The sequence below is a fragment of the Bradyrhizobium cedriense genome, assembly GCF_054602315.1.
Genome location: NZ_JBTSWB010000008.1, coordinates 51,107 through 66,285 on the forward strand (window position 1 = coordinate 51,107; position 15,179 = coordinate 66,285).

Below are 15,179 nucleotides of genomic sequence, written 5' to 3' on the forward strand. Positions count from 1 at the left end.
AGTCACCCGTGACAAGCTAGCCGCAGTGCAACATTCAAGTTGCGTGCCAGCTTGATGAAAATAGAAACAAACGCCTTTTCAGGTGTTTAGGACAGGCTCGGGACAGTCGCCGAACTGGAACTCTTCCGAAATTCGAGCAGCGCGCCCAAACATTAGCCAACGTACTTGTACGCCCAAAAACGTTGCAAGCGCGAATCAGCCCTTCCAGCGCCCGACCTCGAAGGCCTCGAGGTGCCCCCGGATGTTGTTGGGATCGAAGACCGGGCCGGCGAAGGCGCCGAATGCCGCGGGAGCCTGGGCGGGCGGCCGGTTCTCAATCGCCGCGTCGTAAAGGTCGGGCCTGAACACCGCCATCGCGGTCTTGACGCCATCCGGGGTCAGCGCCGTCTGCCCCCAGCGGACCATCTGAGCATAGAGCCATGCGGCCTGGACCGGGTCGGGGCGCCCTGCCCCTTCGCGCCCGACCAGGAGGTAGCGGCCGCTTTCGCGGAAGGTGCCGTCGGGCGAGATCTTCAGGCGTCCCGTCAGGGTGCGCTGGATCACTTCGGCATCGACGCCGATACGCTCGGGCTGCGCCAGGATGTGCGCCGCTTCGGTCCGATTTTCCGGATGCTCGATGAATTCGGCGGCCTTCACCGCCGCGCGCACGAGGCTGGCGACCACGTCCGGATTGGTCTCGGCCCAGGCCTGGCGGACGGCCAGCACCTTCTCCGCCGCACGGACCAGGATGTCGGAGACGAAATGCAGGATGTGACCGATGCCGAGATCGACCGCGATCGAATTCCAGGGGGCGCCGACGCAAAACGCATCGACGTGGCCGTTCTTGAGGCTGTCGACCATATAGGGCGGCGGCAGCACCACGAGGCGCACGTCCTCGTCCGGATCGACGCCCGCCGCGGCCATCCAGAACCGCAATTGGTAGTTGTGGGTGGAGAACGGAAACGTCATGCCGAAGGTCAGCGGTTCGGCCCCGGCCTTGCGGCGCTTGGCTACCAGCCGCGCCAATGCCTTGGCCGTCACCATGGGATCGAAGCGGTCGCCGTCGACCTCCTCCATCAGCGCTGCGTGGAGCGCCGGCGACACCGTGATGGCATTGCCGTTGATGCCGAGATTGAACGGCGCGGCGATCGGTACCTTGACGTGACCGAGCCCGAGCGAAGAGGCGATCGCCACGGGCGCGAGGAGATGCGCAGCATCGAACAGGCCGATATTGAGCTTGTCGCGGACATTGGACCAGGAGACCTCGCGCACCAGCTCGACATCGAGGCCTTCGGCGGCTGTGAACCCCTTGTCGACGGCGACGATCAGCGCCGCAGCATCGACCAGCGGAATGAACCCGATGCGGAGGGGAACGGTCATTTCAGCATCTCCGACGCGGTGATGATCGACTGCGCGATCTCCCCGATTTTCTTCTTCTCGCGCATCGCCGTGGAGCGCAGCAGCACATAGGCCTCGTCCTCGGTGAGGCCCTTCACCTTCATCAGGATGCCCTTGGCGCGCTCGATGACCTTGCGGTCCTCGAGCTGCGACTTGGTGCGCTCGAGCTCCTCCTGGAGCTTGGCGAAGGCATTGAAGCGGGACACGCAGAGGTCGAGGATCGGCTTGATGCGCTCCTTCTTCAACCCGTCGACGATGTAGGCCGACACCCCCGCCTCGACGGAGGCCTGGATCGAAGCTGAATCGCTCTGGTCGACGAACATCGCGATCGGCCGCTTCACGGCGCGGCTGACCTGGAACATCGCCTCCAGCACGTCGCGGCTGGGGTTTTCCAGATCAATCAGGATGATGTCGGGGTCGACGGCATAGATGCGGGCCAGCAGGCTCTGCATCTCGCTGATATGGACGACCTGCGTGAATCCGGCGTCCCGCAACCCTTCTTCGAGGATCGCAGCCCGGATCGGGCTTTCGTCGACGATCACGATTTTGGGCGACTGTTCGGCGCTCATAGCTCACTCATCACGGGCGATTCATCCATAGCACGGCCGCGGACGATGCAAAGGGTTGTAATTATGGGCAATTGGGACTAGCTCAGGCCGGTCAATCAGGCAGTTCAGATATGGATCAGACGGCTGCGCCCAAGGTCAGCTTCGTGTCGCTCGGGTGTCCCAAGGCATTGGTGGATTCCGAGCGCATCATCACGCGCCTGCGCGCGGAGGGCTATGAGCTCGCCCGCAAGCACGACGGGGCCGACATCGTCATCGTCAACACCTGCGGCTTCCTCGACAGTGCCAAGCAGGAATCGCTTTCGGCGATCGGCGAGGCCATGGCTGAGAACGGCAAGGTGATCGTGACCGGCTGCATGGGCGCGGAACCCGAGCAGATCGAGCAGGCCTATCCCGGCGTGCTCTCCATCACCGGTCCGCAGCAATATGAGAGCGTGCTCGATGCCGTGCACCGCGCGCTGCCGCCCGCGCACAATCCGCATGTCGACCTGGTGCCGCCGCAAGGCATCAAGCTGACGCCGCGCCACTACGCGTACTTGAAGATCTCCGAGGGCTGCAACAATCGCTGCACCTTCTGCATCATCCCGAAGCTGCGCGGCGATCTCGTCTCGCGCCCGGCCAATGACGTGCTGCGCGAGGCCGAGCGCCTGGTCGGCGCAGGTGTCAAGGAACTGCTGGTGATCTCGCAGGACACCTCCGCCTATGGCGTCGACCTGAAATACGCCGAGAGCCCGTGGAAGGATCGCCAGGTCCGCGCCAAGTTCCTCGATCTCGCGCGCGAGCTCGGCGAACTCGGCGCCTGGGTGCGGCTGCAATATGTCTACCCCTACCCGCATGTCGACGAGATCATCGCGCTGATGACGCAAGGCACGGTGCTGCCCTATCTCGACATCCCCTTCCAGCATGCGAGCCCCGAGGTGCTGAAGGCGATGAAGCGCCCGGCCGCGCAGGACAAGACGCTGGCGCGCATCAAACGCTGGCGCGAGGAATGCCCGGATCTCGCTTTGCGCTCGACCTTCATCGTCGGCTTCCCCGGCGAGACCGATGCGGACTTCGAATATCTGCTGAATTGGCTGGATGAGGCGGAGATCGATCGTCTCGGCTGCTTCAAATACGAGCCGGTCGCCGGCGCGACCGCGAACGCGATCGAGAATCCCGTGCCGGAAGAGATCAAGCAGGAGCGCTACAACGCGCTGATGGCGCGCCAGCAGAAAATCTCTGCGCGCAGGCTCAAGCGCAAGGTCGGCACGCGCCAGCAGATCATCATCGACGAGGTCGGCCCGACCGTTGCGAAGGGCCGCTCCAAGTCCGACGCGCCGGAGATCGACGGTGCGGTTTATCTCACCAGCCGCCGCCCGTTGCGCGTCGGCGAGATCGTCACCGCGAAGATCGAGCGCGCGGATGCGTACGACCTGCACGGCAGCGTCGCGGGATTCTGACGCACTCCGTCATTGCTGTCGCGCCAGCCATTTCGGCACCCAGCGCTCCGGCCGTGGTGCCCGCGCGAGATCGGCTTTCGCCTCGGAAAGCAGCGCCGGCTCGCCGTCGATGGTCGGCCGCAAATCGTATTCGAAGTGCGGCATGATCCGGCCATCGGCATGGAGGCCGAAATGCATCGCGTACCACAGCCCGAGCTCGGGCTGCGCGCGACACATCTGTTCGCGCAGATCGCGCAGCAGGGACTCGATCGATGCAGCCTCTTCGAACGGCTGCGGTCCGCGCGAGAGCACGCGCGCCTGGTATTGCGCGCCGACGATCGCGATCTCGAAGCGGGTCTGGTCCCAGGGCTTCTTGCCCTTCGGCAGATGCGCCGCCAAGCGCCAACCGAGCTCGGCCATCAGCCGATGATTGGCCCAATAGTCCTCGCGCTCCCGGCTCCACTTCTCCATGAAGCCGCGAAAGTCGGGTAGCTGCGACGATGCCTCATCGGGCGCCGCCGCTTCGCCCGGCTGCCGTCCGGCGAGCCATCGCGCGAGCTCGACCGTCTGGCATTCGACCTCCTCGCGCGGCTTCAGATCGCTCCAGGCGTCGTCGAATTGCTGCGACGTCAGTTTGGCGAGCAGCCCGTCGAGGCTCGGCGCAAGCAGTTCGTAGTCGCCCTCCGACCCCAGCCCTACGATCGGGGGATTATCCCGGTCGAGACCGGCACCGTACCAGCCACCCACGGCCGATCCGTCCGGCAGACGCATGAACAGCGAAAACCTGTCGCGCAGGGGACTGCCGTCGACGATCGGCGCATGATCTGCGAACTGGCCTTGCAGTGTGAAACAGCCGACGCTGCCCCAGGGGCGCCCCTCGAGCCAGTCGGCAAAGTCGACCAGAAGCCGCGGCGCTTCGATGCCGGGCGGAAATGCGCCGCGAATGCTGTCGAGGTCGATCGGATAAGGCGTGTCGGACAAGGCTGCAAACTGTCTGTTGGTCCCGCCCTCTTGGTCTGAGCCGACGTGCATCCGGTTCGAACCAATTCGCGTATCTCGATCACAAACGCGCCAGCGACGCGATGGTTTCTGTGCCGCGGACAATGAATGGCGTGAACCCACCGGTATCGGGAGCGGACGACGCAGGTCCGGGCGTTCGCATGACCTTGCTCGCATCATCTCGACTGCCGCAGCGCGACACGCGAGACCGCCTGCGGAACGTATTGTGACACTATAGTGCATTCACGCAGGCGTCACGGACTCGGCCTAACCCTGCCCGCGCTTTTCAACGCGAGCGAGGAACGAGGATGAGCCTCTCAGGCATGCTGCGCACACAGCGCTTCGACGATTACCGCTTCTACCACCAGAGCACCGTCAACCAGACGCTGCACCTCTGCAGCGCCGCGATCTTCCTGCTCTGCTACGCGCTGCTGTTCATAGACCCCGCGCTCGCCGGCATCGTGGGCTGGCTTGCGATGCTGACGCGCCAGACCGGGCATTTCTTCTTCGAGCCGAACGGCTATGACGCCGTCAACGGCGTCAGCAACGAATACAAGGAAGCGATCAAGGTCGGCTACAACCAGACCCGCAAGATCATTCTGCTCCTCGTCTGGGGCAGCGCGCCGGTCGCGCTGTATTTCTATCCGACGTTGTTCGGACTTTTCGATCCGGCGGCCGGACGCCTCGACTTCGTCCGGCACGTCGGCACGCTCTGGCTCGCGATCGGCATCGGCGGCGGACTTGCGCGCATGCTCCAGCTCTTCGTCACGCGCGACCTCACGACCGGCCTGATATGGGCGTTCAAGGTGCTGACCGACCCCTTCCACAACATCGCGCTGTACTGGAGATCGCCGCTCAAGCTGATGCGCGGCGAGCTCATCGACACCGCGATTGCGGACGCGGATTGGGGCGACGAGGACGCCCAGGAAGTCGCTCACCTGACCTGACCGATGCATGCCAGGCGAGTGTTCAGCAAAGCACCCGCTTGACAAAGCCCAGCATTCGCATGTATTGCCGCGCCCCATGATCACCCGGACCAACCAGCGCACCGAAATGCTCCGCCGTCGCTCCCGCGACGACGAGAGGGTGCGCCATGTCCGACGACGCCGCTGAACAACTAGAATTCAGCCGAGTTTTCGAGAAGGCCGCACCCGCAAGGTGCGGCCTTCTTGCTTTTTACGCCCGTCTTTCACCCGCCTCCAGAGGAGTTCGACATGACCACGCATCCGTATGACGCGCTGATGGACATCACCGCACGGCCGAAGACCGTGTTCGTCCGCGGCGCCGGCTCCTACCTCTGGGACGACGGTCGCAAGCGTTATCTTGATTTCGTGCAGGGCTGGGCCGTGAATTGCCTCGGCCATTCGCCGCCTGCGATTGCCGATGCGCTTGCCGCGCAGGCCAGGCGGCTGCTGACACCCAGCCCGGCCTTCTACAACGAGCCGAGCCTCAAGCTTGCGCAGGCGCTGGTCAAGAACAGTGCTTTCGACCAGGTGTTCTTCGCCAATTCCGGTGCGGAAGCCAACGAGGGCGCGATCAAGCTCGCGCGCAAATATGGCAGCCTGCACAAGGGCGGCGCGTTTGAGATCATCAGCTTCGAAGGCGGCTTCCACGGCCGGACGCTGGCGACGATGTCGGCCTCGGGCAAGAAAGCGTTCGAGCCGCTGTTCGAGCCGAAGGTCGCCGGCTTCAAGAAAGCGAAGCTCAACGACATCGCCTCGGTCGAGAAGCTGATCAACGACAACACCGTCGCCGTCATGCTCGAACCGATCCAGGGCGAATCCGGCGTGTGGCCGGCGAGCGATCAGTTCCTGCAGGAGCTGCGCGCGCTCATCGATGCACACGGCTTGCTGCTCATCTTCGACGAGATCCAGACCGGCATGGGCCGGACCGGCAAGCTCTTCCACTATGAGCACACCGGCATCTCGCCCGACATCATGACGCTCGGCAAGGGCATCGGCGGCGGCGTGCCGCTTGCAGCCCTGCTCGCGAACGAACGCGCCTCCTGCTTCGAACACGGCGACCAGGGCGGCACGTTCAACGGCAACCCGATCATGTGCGCCGCGGGCCTCGCAGTGCTCGAGGAAGTCGGCAAGCCCGACTTCCTGAAACAGGTCACCGAAGCCGGCCTCTTGCTCGAAAGCGAGTTGCAGAAAGTCTCGGCTCGGCACGGGCTCGGCGGCGTCCGGGGACGCGGGCTCCTGCTCGCGCTCGACCTCAAGCTGCCGATCGCGCCGGGCATCGTCGCGCAGGCGTTCGAAGCCGGCGTGCTGCTCAACGCGCCGCAGCTCGACACGCTGCGCTTCATGCCGGCACTGAACGTCGCGAAGGCAGAGATCGCCGAGATGATCGATTGCCTCGACGGTATCTTGACTAAGGCCGGCGCAGCAAGACGCGTCGCGTAGGTCTATCCTCGTCATTGCGAGAAGCGAAGCGACGAAGCAATCCAGACTGCGTCCGCGGCGACAGTCCTGGATTGCTTCGCTTCGCTCGCAATGACGAAAAGCTACGGTTTCAAAATCGACGCGCCCGTGGTCTTGCGGCTTTCGAGATCGATATGCGCTTTCGCGGCATCCTTGAGCGCGTAGGCGTGGTTGATCGGCACGTGCAGCTTGCCGTTGATGACGGCGGCGAACAGCGTGTCGGCGCCTTCCAAGAGCTCCTTGCGCGTGCCGACATAGTCGTTGAGCTTCGGCCGCGTCGCGAACAGCGAGCCGTGATTGTTGAGCTCGGCGATCGAGAACGGCGGCACGGGGCCCGACGCATTGCCGAAGGAGACGAACATGCCGCGCGGCTTCAGGCAGGACAGCGAGCCCGGAAAGGTCGCCTTGCCGACGCCGTCATAGACGACGTCGCAGCCTTCGTTGCGGCTGATCTGCTTTACGCGTGCGACGAAATCCTCCTCGTTGTAGAGGATGACGTGATCGCAGCCGTTGGCCTCCGCCAGCTCGGCCTTCTCGCGCGAGCCGACCGTGCCGATGACGTGGGCCCCGAGCGCCCTCGCCCATTGGCAGGCCAGCAGGCCGATGCCGCCGGCGGCGGCGTGGATCAGCACGCGATGATGCGGCTCGACCTTGAAGGTCTTGTGCAGGAGATACCAGACCGTCAGCCCTTTCAGCATCAGCACGGCGCCCTGCTCGTAGGTGATGTGGTCGGGCAGCTTGACCAGCTTCTCCCAGGGGATGTTGCGCTCGCCGGTATAGGCACCGAGATTGTGGTAATAGGCGACGCGGTCGCCGAGATGAAAATTCGTGACGCCGGGCCCGACCGCAACGACCTCGCCCGAGGCCTCGTTCCCTGCGATGAAGGGCAGCCCGGGCGCCTTGTAGAGGCCGGTTCGGTAATAGACGTCGATGAAGTTCAGGCCCACCGCATGCTGGCGGATGCGCACCTCGCCCGGGCCGGGCGCCGGCACGTCGACGCTCTCATAGACCAGGGCATCCGGGCCTCCGACCTTGTGCACACGGATCGCTTTGGTCATCATTTGACTCCTCTTCCCAGGACTGAGCGAAAGCCATCGCACCAGCCTTGTCAACTCGGCGCCGGCCGCAACAATCAAGCAGACGGCTTGCTGGCCTTCTTGCGGTTGCGCCTGGCCAGCACGTTGAACAACTCCACCGCCGCCGAGAACGCAATCGCGAAGTAGATATAGCCGCGCGGAATATGGAACTGGAATCCGTCCGCGACCAGCGCGACGCCGATCAGCACCAGGAACGCCAGTGCCAGCATCTTCGTGGTCGGATGGTCCGCGACGAAGCGCGACACCGGCCCGGCCGAAACGTACATGACCGCGCAGGCGATCACGACCGCCGCGACCATGATCTTGATGTCCTCCGCCATGCCGATCGCCGTGATGATCGAATCCAGCGAAAACACGAGGTCGATGACGATGATCTGGACGATCACCCAAAAGAAGGCGCTCGCTGCGGATTTCTTCTCGCTCCCGTCGTGATCGGCTTCGACCTCGCCGTGAATCTCATGCGTCGCCTTGGCGATCAAGAACATACCGCCGCCGATCAGGATGAGGTCGCGCCAGGAAAAATCGTAGCCCATCATTGAGAGCACCGGCGCGGTCAGGCCGATCAGCCAGACCAGGAGACTGAGCAGGATGAGGCGGAAGATAAGCGCCAGCGCGAGCCCGATCTGACGGGCGCGGTGCGCCTGCTTCTCGGGAAGGCGCGAGACGAGCACCGAGATGAAGATGACGTTGTCGATGCCGAGCACGATCTCGAGCGCCGTCAAGGTGAACAGCGCGGCCCAGGCCTCGGGGCTGGTGAGGAGGTCCATCATCCGAACGACCTTGCCAGACGGATCAAGGCGTCACTGAAGCTGATCCAGAGCGCGATCGCGCAGAGCACCACGGTCACCCCGGTGCCGACGCGGAAATCCATCTCCAGAACGTAGAGGCCGAGCACTGCCCACACCGCGATCAGCGACATCGTCAGCCAGCGCAGCCGCACGACGCGGACCGGATGCAGCACGTGGAACGGCACGAAGGTCAGCACGACGAGCGCCGCGACCAGCAGCGTCGACCACAGCGGCGGCCAGTGCAGCAGGAACAGGTAGAAGGCTGCCGCATTCCACAGCGCCGGGAAGCCGCGGAAATGATTGTCGTCGGCCTTCATGCGCAGATCGGCGAAATACAACGCGCTGGTGACGATGATGGCGACGCCCAGCAAGGGAGCTGCGACCGGTAGCAACAAGCCGCTGGCCACGATCGCGTAAGCCGGCACGAAGACGTAGGTGACGAAGTCGACCACGAGATCGAGCACGTCGCCCGACCAGTTCGGCTGCACGTTCTTGACGTCGAGACGGCGCGCGAGCGGCCCGTCGATCGCGTCGATGATCAGGGCGAGGCCCAGCCACTGAAACATCGCCGCCCAGTGCTCGCGCACGGCCTCCAGCATCGCCAGCAGCGCGAGCGCAGCACCGAACGCCGTAAAGATGTGCACCGATAGCGCCGCGGCGCGGATCGCGGGGGTAGGCTTCAGGGAATCCTCTTGGCTGTCCATGGTTTCTGCTATCAGAATGGGATCGGTTTGCACATCCGCCATTGCGGCGCGCAGTCGCACAATTCGTCATAAAATCAGTGAAATATAGGTGGGCTTGAATTTGCCGCCGAGCGTGTCAATTGTCGTTCCATGACAGACGCATCGACACTCCATGACACGGCCGTGATCGGCGGCGGACCGGCTGGACTCGCGGCAGCCATCGCACTGGCGCAAGCGGGTGCACGGACCGCGCTGGTGGCGCGGCGCGTGCCCTATGCAGACAACCGCACCACCGCGCTGTTGGGGGCTTCCGTCGATCTCGTCGAATCCCTCGACGTCTGGCCGCGCTGCAAGGACAAGGCCGCCGCGCTCGAGGTCATGCGCCTCGTCGACGACACCGACCGATTGTTCCGCGCCCCGGAGGTCCGGTTCTCCTGTCACGAAATCGGCCTCGACGCGTTCGGCTACAACATCGATAACCGTTCGCTGATGCTGGCGCTGGAAGAGCGCGCGGCCGAGCTGCCCAACCTCGTCCGCCTCGACGACGAGGCCGAAGGCATCGTGACCGAAGCCGACGACGTCGCGATCCGAACGGCGTCCGGACGGTTTCTCTCGGCCCGCCTCGTCGTCGGTGCCGACGGCCGGCACTCGCTGTGCCGCGAGGCCGCCGGCATCGAGGTGACGCGGCGCGAACTGCATCAGACCGCGCTGACCTTCAACGTCGCCCATGCACGGCCGCATCGCAATGTCTCGACCGAGTTCCACACCCCGCATGGTCCCTGCGTGTTCGTCCCCCTGCCCGGCGACCGCTGCAGCGTCGTCTGGGTCGCAGCGCCGGCGGAAGCCGAGCGGCTGCGCGGACTCAGCGACGAGGAGCTTTCCGCCGCCGTCGAGAAGCAATCGCATTCGATCCTTGGACGCATGACGGTCGAGCCCGGGCGCAACCTGTTCCCGCTCGCGATCGAACGTCCGAAATCCTTCGGCCGCGACCGCATCGCGCTGGTCGGCGAAGCCGCCCATGTGGTTCCGCCGATCGGTGCGCAGGGCCTCAATCTCGGCCTGCGCGATGCCGCCGACATCGCCCGGCTCGCGGGAGATGCCATCGCCTCGGGTCAGGATCCCGGGTCGAGCGAGGTGCTCCAGCACTACGACCGCGCGCGGCGGCCGGATATTTTGAGCCGGACCTTTGCGATCGACATCGCCAACCGGTCCCTGCTCAACGATTTCCTGCCGCTCCAGCCGGTGCGCGCCGTCGGGATGCACCTGCTCGGCGCCATCGGCCCGCTCAGGCGATTTGCCATGCGCGAAGGCTTGACTCCGACCTGGCGAAGGTAGCGACGTTAGGCCGAACGAATTGCCGCTTGCTCGGTGCAGCCTCTCCGGCTTGCTTGCGGGAGACGGAGCGCACTGTTCCGCGGCAGCGATCAAGCCAATCTCATCGTGCTCTCACGGAAACGCCAGCCTTCCAGTCTGTAGCAACCACATAACCGTGGTCAGCGTAACCACGGACGCAAAGGTCCCAAGCAGCACCGCGACCGATGCGGATTCGATCCAGGCATCGTTTTGCCGGGCGATCACGAACACGTTCAGCGCCGGCGGCAGCGAGGCCATCAGCACCGCGGTCGCGGCCCAAGGCTGCGCGAACGGGCCGAACGCCAGCATCAGGCCGAATGCCGCGAGCGGATGGATCAGCAGCTTCACCGCGATCACGCCCGGCACCTCCCATGGCACGCGGTCGAACGGGCGGAGCGCGACGGTCACGCCGAGCACGAACAACGCGGTCGGCGCGGCCGCGTTCTGGAGGAAGGTGATCGTGCGATCGAGCGCGACGGGCATCTCGATGTGGAGGGCTGCGACGGCCGCGCCAAAACAGGCCGACATGATCAGCGGATTGAGCACGATCTGCTTGAGCACCACGCCAAAGGCGTGCACGAGGGAAGGATGGTCGCGGTCGGAGAGTTCGATCAGCAGCGGCACGATCGTGAATAGGAAGATGCTGTCGCAGCAGAAAATCAGCGCCGTCGGCGCCGACGCCTTCGGCCCGAGCACCGCGAGCGCCAGCCCCGGGCCCATGTAGCCGATATTACCGTAGCCGCCGGAGAGACCTGCAAGCGTCGCCTCGCGCAGCGTCAGGCGGCCGAACACCTTGCCGACGACCAGCGCCAGGGTGAACGCCGCAACCGTCGACAGCGTGGTCGCGATCAGGAACGGCGGGTTGTTCAATTCCGAAAACGGCGTCTTCGACATGATCGCAAACAGCAGCGCCGGCAGCGATACGTAGAGCAGGAAGAAATTCATCCAGGCGAGGCCTGATTCCGGCAGGGATTTGGCCTTGCCGCAGGCAAACCCGACGAAGATCAAGCCGAAATAGGGTAGAGCGAGATTGAGGATATCGGCCATTGATGAAGTGGTTTCTGAAGATTTGACGGCTATCCGCGCCGGACGCGAAGGTTAATTCCCGATAAGGCCACTAGCATCGGCCACAATCCTGGTCTATCGACGGAGGATGATTAAAGCGCGGACCGCCAAATTCCAGATCGGACAGGTCGTGCGCCACCGGATCTTCTCGTTCCGGGGCGTGATTTTCGACATCGATCCGGAATTCAACAACACCGAGGAATGGTGGCTGTCGATCCCCGAAGAGGTGCGGCCCAGCAAGGACCAGCCGTTCTACCACCTGCTCGCGGAGAACGCGGAGTCCGAATACGTCGCCTACGTGTCCGAGCAGAACCTGTTGCCGGATGATTCCGGCGAGCCGGTCCGGCATTCCCAGGTCACCGAGATCTTCATCAAGGACAAGGCCGGCGGCTATCGTCCGCGCAATCCATCGCTGAACTGATCGTCGCGGGTAGGCGTCCGCAAAAAAGGCGCTCGAAACGAGCGCCTTTTTCATGTTCGGAATCTGGCCCGATTACTTCTGACCGGTCGGAGCCGCACCAGGGGCGCCCTGCTGCTCGAGCTTCTTGCGCTGCTCCTCAGCCTTCTTCTGAAGCTCTTCCTGAAGCTTCTTCTGGGTTTCCTCGAACACCTTCGGATCAGTCGGCGGACCGTCATAGGCCTTCTGGAATTCGCCAGCGAGCGGCAGCGGCAGGGTCAGCGGCGCGCCGTTGGCGTTGATCGCCTGGACAACGAGATTCTGGCCCTTCTTCATGTTGTTGATGAGCTCGGGCGTGGCCTCGTAGTCGGACATGCAGCCGTTCTGGAAGCAGATCACATACGGTTGCTGCAGCGGCGCGTTGCTGTCCACGATGATACGGGTGCCGTGCACCAGCTGCATGCCGAGCGGCAGCGTCACGCGCAGGATCTTCTTGGGCTCGCCTTCCGGCTCGATGATGACGGCAGCGATGACCGGCTGGCCCGATTCGATGCGCCCGTCTTTACCGGTGAAGCAGACCTGCTTGGCATTGGCATCCTGGCCCTTGAGACAGAACTTGGTCCAGGGGGCGTAGATCAGCTGGATCTGCTGGTCAGCGGGCTGGGCCGCGCCTTGCTGCGCCGGAGCGCCCTGGGCGGGAGCCTGCGGAGACGCTGCGGGCGCCGGAGCCTTGGGGGCAGCCTTGGGAGCAGCTTTCGGGGCCGGAGTCGCCTTGGGCGCGGGGGCGCCGGGAGCCGGTGCGGGAGCTTGGGCCTCGGCGGCAAACGGCACGGCCAACGCCGTCGCCGTCAACAAGGCGAGAAGTCGCCCGCGCGGCCGGACGGACGCGGCCAAGTAACGGAAATTCATTGCGGAAAACCCTTTCTGAACGGGAAGTGCCCGAACCGCTCCGAAGCGCCGAACCTGGCCGCCTTGGGCGCGGCTCTCTCCCCGTCAATTGAGGCGGATAAGTGACGGGCTCGACGCTCTTGCGCGATCGACCGCCTTCTTAACGTGGCCGACGAAAAGATCAATGCCAACAACCGTGTTTGGTCGGCCTCGTGCCAACGCTCCATCAAATTCCCTGTGATAGGATTCAGGCCCGCCGGTCCTCGAATCACCGTGTGCCGATGTTCATGTTCCTGCGCCTTCTCGAGCGCTCCGGCGTCCGCCTCTGTCTCCTCGTTGCCGTGGCCATCGGACTTCCGGCAGACGGCGCCCGGGCAGAGGAAGCCCATGCCATCGCCATGCACGGCAAGCCCGCCATGGCTGCCGATTTCACCCACATGCCCTACTCCAACCCCGATGCCCCCAAGGGCGGGCGCCTGACCTGGGGCATTCTCGGCACCTTCGACAGCCTCAATCCCTTCATCGTGAAGGGATTGGCGGTGCAGCCGGTCCGCAATTACGTCGTGGAGAGCTTGCTGGCCCGCGGTCAGGATGAGCCGTTCACGCTCTATGGGCTGCTCGCCAAGACCGTCGAAACCGACGAGGGCCGAACCTTCGTCACCTTCCGCCTCGATCCCCGCGCCCGCTTCTCGGACGGCAAGCCGGTGCTGGCCGAGGACGTGCTGTTCTCCTGGCAATTGCTGCGCGATCACGGACGCCCGAACCACCGGCAGTACTATGCCAAAGTTGCCAGGGCGGAGGCGACCGATCCCCTCACCGTCCGGTTCGACCTCGCAGGCGCCAATGATCGCGAGTTGCCGCTGATTCTCGGCCTGATGCCGATCCTGCCGAAGCACGCGGTCGACGTTGCGACCTTCGAGGAGACGACGCTGGCGGCGCCGATCGGCTCGGGCCCCTATCGGGTCACGGCGGTGAAGCCCGGCGCCAGCGTGACGCTTACCCGCAATCCCGATTATTGGGGCCGCGACCTCGCCATCAATCGCGGGCTCTACAATTTCGACGAGATCAGGCTCGATTATTTTCGCGAGGCCAACGGCCAGTTCGAGGCCTTCAAGCGCGGCCTCTACGATTTCCGCATCGAACATGAGCCGCTGCGCTGGCACGACGGCTACGATTTTCCAGCCGCACGAAGCGGCGAAGTGATCCGCGACACCTTCAAGCCCGGCGTGCCGCAACCTGCGGAATTCCTGGTGTTCAACACCCGCCGTCCGATCTTCGCCGACATTCGCGTGCGTCAGGCCTTGACGCTGCTGTTCGACTTCGAGCTGGTCAACCGCAACTACTTCTTCGGGCTCTACTCGCGCGTTGCCGGCTACTTCGCCGGCTCGACCCTGTCGGCCTATGGCCGCCCTGCGGACGCGCGCGAGCGAGAGCTGCTGAAACCGTTCGCCTCACAGATTCCGCCCGACATCCTGGACGGCAGCTATCGCCTTCCGGTCACCGACGGTTCGGGCCGCGACCGCACCACGCTACGCGCCGCGCTGAAGCTGTTGTCCGAGGCCGGCTACGATCTCGACGGCACCGTGCTGCGCAACCGTGCGACCAGGGCACCCCTGACCTTCGAGATCATGGTCACCACCCGCGACCAGGAGCGCATTGCGCTGGCGTTTCAGCGCGACCTCAGGCGCGCCGGCATCGAGCCGACGGTGCGCTCGGTCGATCCCGTGCAGTTCGACCAGCGCCGGCTCGCCTACGAGTTCGACATGATCCAGAACCGGTGGGACCAGTCGCTCTCGCCCGGCAACGAGCAGTATTTCTATTGGGGCAGCGCCGCCGCGGACAATCCGGGGACCCGCAACTACATGGGCGCCAGAGATCCGGCAGTCGATGCCATGATCGCCGCCCTGCTCGAGGCCCGTGAACATACGGATTTCGTTCCGGCGGTACGGGCGCTCGACCGCGCCTTGATCGCAGGGTTCTACACAATCCCCCTGTTTAACGTATCCGAGCAATGGATCGCGCGCTGGAATCGGATAGAACGGCCCAAGGCCACATCGCTGTCCGGCGTTTTGCCGGAAACCTGGTGGTCGAAGGGGCAGCCGCAAGCTCATCAAGCAAAGTGACG

Annotated in this window: 14 protein-coding genes; 6 read left to right on the forward strand and 8 right to left on the reverse strand. The window is 64.4% G+C overall.

Annotated elements, in window-relative coordinates:
* Window positions 1-195: 195 nt before the first annotated feature.
* Together ACYCVF_RS28095 and ACYCVF_RS28100 are read right to left on the reverse strand one after the other, a co-directional pair.
* Window positions 196-1,359, reverse strand: coding sequence for a CmpA/NrtA family ABC transporter substrate-binding protein (locus ACYCVF_RS28095; RefSeq protein ID WP_459595620.1), 1,164 nt, complete (start codon window positions 1,357-1,359; stop codon window positions 196-198).
* Complete coding sequence (locus ACYCVF_RS28100; RefSeq protein WP_028179749.1) at window positions 1,356-1,946, reverse strand: ANTAR domain-containing response regulator; 591 nt, start codon at window positions 1,944-1,946, stop codon at window positions 1,356-1,358. Before ACYCVF_RS28100 ends, ACYCVF_RS28095 begins: the two co-directional genes overlap by 4 nt.
* A gap of 110 nt (window positions 1,947-2,056) precedes the next feature.
* Between ACYCVF_RS28100 and rimO the strand changes: the two genes are divergently transcribed.
* A complete protein-coding gene (gene rimO, locus ACYCVF_RS28105; RefSeq protein WP_459595619.1) occupies window positions 2,057-3,382 on the forward strand; it encodes a 30S ribosomal protein S12 methylthiotransferase RimO in 1,326 nt (441 codons plus the stop codon).
* A 9-nt stretch (window positions 3,383-3,391) separates the two neighbouring features.
* Here rimO and ACYCVF_RS28110 read toward each other — a convergent pair whose 3' ends face one another.
* Entirely contained in the window at window positions 3,392-4,342 is a 951-nt protein-coding gene (locus ACYCVF_RS28110) for a hypothetical protein (RefSeq protein ID WP_459595618.1), read from the reverse strand.
* A 326-nt stretch (window positions 4,343-4,668) separates the two neighbouring features.
* Between ACYCVF_RS28110 and ACYCVF_RS28115 the strand changes: the two genes are divergently transcribed.
* Complete coding sequence (locus ACYCVF_RS28115) at window positions 4,669-5,307, forward strand: hypothetical protein (protein WP_459595617.1); 639 nt, start codon at window positions 4,669-4,671, stop codon at window positions 5,305-5,307.
* A gap of 267 nt (window positions 5,308-5,574) precedes the next feature.
* A complete protein-coding gene (locus tag ACYCVF_RS28120) occupies window positions 5,575-6,765 on the forward strand; it encodes an acetylornithine transaminase (RefSeq protein ID WP_459595616.1) in 1,191 nt (396 codons plus the stop codon).
* 101 nt (window positions 6,766-6,866) lie between these two features.
* On the opposite strand, the gene ACYCVF_RS28125 is transcribed toward ACYCVF_RS28120, so the two are convergent.
* The 3 genes from ACYCVF_RS28125 to pcsA form a co-directional block, all read right to left on the reverse strand.
* Window positions 6,867-7,841 carry a quinone oxidoreductase family protein gene (locus tag ACYCVF_RS28125; protein WP_459595615.1) on the reverse strand — a complete coding sequence of 325 codons (975 nt, stop codon included), beginning with the start codon at window positions 7,839-7,841 and terminating at the stop codon, window positions 6,867-6,869.
* Between the two features lie 74 nt (window positions 7,842-7,915).
* On the reverse strand, window positions 7,916-8,650 hold the full coding sequence (locus tag ACYCVF_RS28130) for a TerC family protein (protein ID WP_459595614.1): 735 nt from the start codon (window positions 8,648-8,650) through the stop codon (window positions 7,916-7,918).
* Window positions 8,647-9,414 carry a phosphatidylcholine synthase gene (gene pcsA / locus ACYCVF_RS28135; protein ID WP_459595613.1) on the reverse strand — a complete coding sequence of 256 codons (768 nt, stop codon included), beginning with the start codon at window positions 9,412-9,414 and terminating at the stop codon, window positions 8,647-8,649. The genes ACYCVF_RS28130 and pcsA overlap by 4 nt, the downstream gene beginning before the upstream one ends.
* Window positions 9,415-9,501: 87 nt before the next feature.
* Between pcsA and ACYCVF_RS28140 the strand changes: the two genes are divergently transcribed.
* Window positions 9,502-10,686, forward strand: a complete 1,185-nt coding sequence (locus tag ACYCVF_RS28140; protein ID WP_459595612.1) for a UbiH/UbiF family hydroxylase — start codon at window positions 9,502-9,504, stop codon at window positions 10,684-10,686.
* A 111-nt stretch (window positions 10,687-10,797) separates the two neighbouring features.
* On the opposite strand, the gene ACYCVF_RS28145 is transcribed toward ACYCVF_RS28140, so the two are convergent.
* A complete protein-coding gene (locus ACYCVF_RS28145) occupies window positions 10,798-11,751 on the reverse strand; it encodes an AEC family transporter (RefSeq protein ID WP_459595611.1) in 954 nt (317 codons plus the stop codon).
* 106 nt (window positions 11,752-11,857) lie between these two features.
* On the opposite strand from ACYCVF_RS28145, the gene hspQ reads away from it, so the two are divergent.
* Entirely contained in the window at window positions 11,858-12,190 is a 333-nt protein-coding gene (gene hspQ, locus ACYCVF_RS28150) for a heat shock protein HspQ (RefSeq protein ID WP_459595610.1), read from the forward strand.
* 72 nt (window positions 12,191-12,262) lie between these two features.
* Here hspQ and ACYCVF_RS28155 read toward each other — a convergent pair whose 3' ends face one another.
* Window positions 12,263-13,075, reverse strand: a complete 813-nt coding sequence (locus ACYCVF_RS28155) for an invasion associated locus B family protein (RefSeq protein ID WP_459595609.1) — start codon at window positions 13,073-13,075, stop codon at window positions 12,263-12,265.
* A gap of 260 nt (window positions 13,076-13,335) precedes the next feature.
* On the opposite strand from ACYCVF_RS28155, the gene ACYCVF_RS28160 reads away from it, so the two are divergent.
* Entirely contained in the window at window positions 13,336-15,177 is a 1,842-nt protein-coding gene (locus tag ACYCVF_RS28160; RefSeq protein ID WP_459596449.1) for an extracellular solute-binding protein, read from the forward strand.
* Window positions 15,178-15,179: the final 2 nt, after the last annotated feature.

What these genes read in the sequence shown, in the direction of transcription:
- ACYCVF_RS28095 (WP_459595620.1), bottom strand. Translation starts at nt 1,359, where the DNA reads ATGACCGTTCCCCTCCGCATCGGGTTCATTCCGCTGGTCGATGCTGCG.
- ACYCVF_RS28100 (WP_028179749.1), bottom strand. Translation starts at nt 1,946, where the DNA reads ATGAGCGCCGAACAGTCGCCCAAAATCGTGATCGTCGACGAAAGCCCG.
- rimO (WP_459595619.1), top strand. Translation starts at nt 2,057, where the DNA reads ATGGATCAGACGGCTGCGCCCAAGGTCAGCTTCGTGTCGCTCGGGTGT.
- ACYCVF_RS28115 (WP_459595617.1), top strand. Translation starts at nt 4,669, where the DNA reads ATGAGCCTCTCAGGCATGCTGCGCACACAGCGCTTCGACGATTACCGC.
- ACYCVF_RS28120 (WP_459595616.1), top strand. Translation starts at nt 5,575, where the DNA reads ATGACCACGCATCCGTATGACGCGCTGATGGACATCACCGCACGGCCG.
- ACYCVF_RS28125 (WP_459595615.1), bottom strand. Translation starts at nt 7,841, where the DNA reads ATGACCAAAGCGATCCGTGTGCACAAGGTCGGAGGCCCGGATGCCCTG.
- ACYCVF_RS28130 (WP_459595614.1), bottom strand. Translation starts at nt 8,650, where the DNA reads ATGATGGACCTCCTCACCAGCCCCGAGGCCTGGGCCGCGCTGTTCACC.
- pcsA (WP_459595613.1), bottom strand. Translation starts at nt 9,414, where the DNA reads ATGGCGGATGTGCAAACCGATCCCATTCTGATAGCAGAAACCATGGAC.
- ACYCVF_RS28140 (WP_459595612.1), top strand. Translation starts at nt 9,502, where the DNA reads ATGACAGACGCATCGACACTCCATGACACGGCCGTGATCGGCGGCGGA.
- ACYCVF_RS28145 (WP_459595611.1), bottom strand. Translation starts at nt 11,751, where the DNA reads ATGGCCGATATCCTCAATCTCGCTCTACCCTATTTCGGCTTGATCTTC.
- hspQ (WP_459595610.1), top strand. Translation starts at nt 11,858, where the DNA reads ATGATTAAAGCGCGGACCGCCAAATTCCAGATCGGACAGGTCGTGCGC.
- ACYCVF_RS28155 (WP_459595609.1), bottom strand. Translation starts at nt 13,075, where the DNA reads ATGAATTTCCGTTACTTGGCCGCGTCCGTCCGGCCGCGCGGGCGACTT.
- ACYCVF_RS28160 (WP_459596449.1), top strand. Translation starts at nt 13,336, where the DNA reads ATGTTCATGTTCCTGCGCCTTCTCGAGCGCTCCGGCGTCCGCCTCTGT.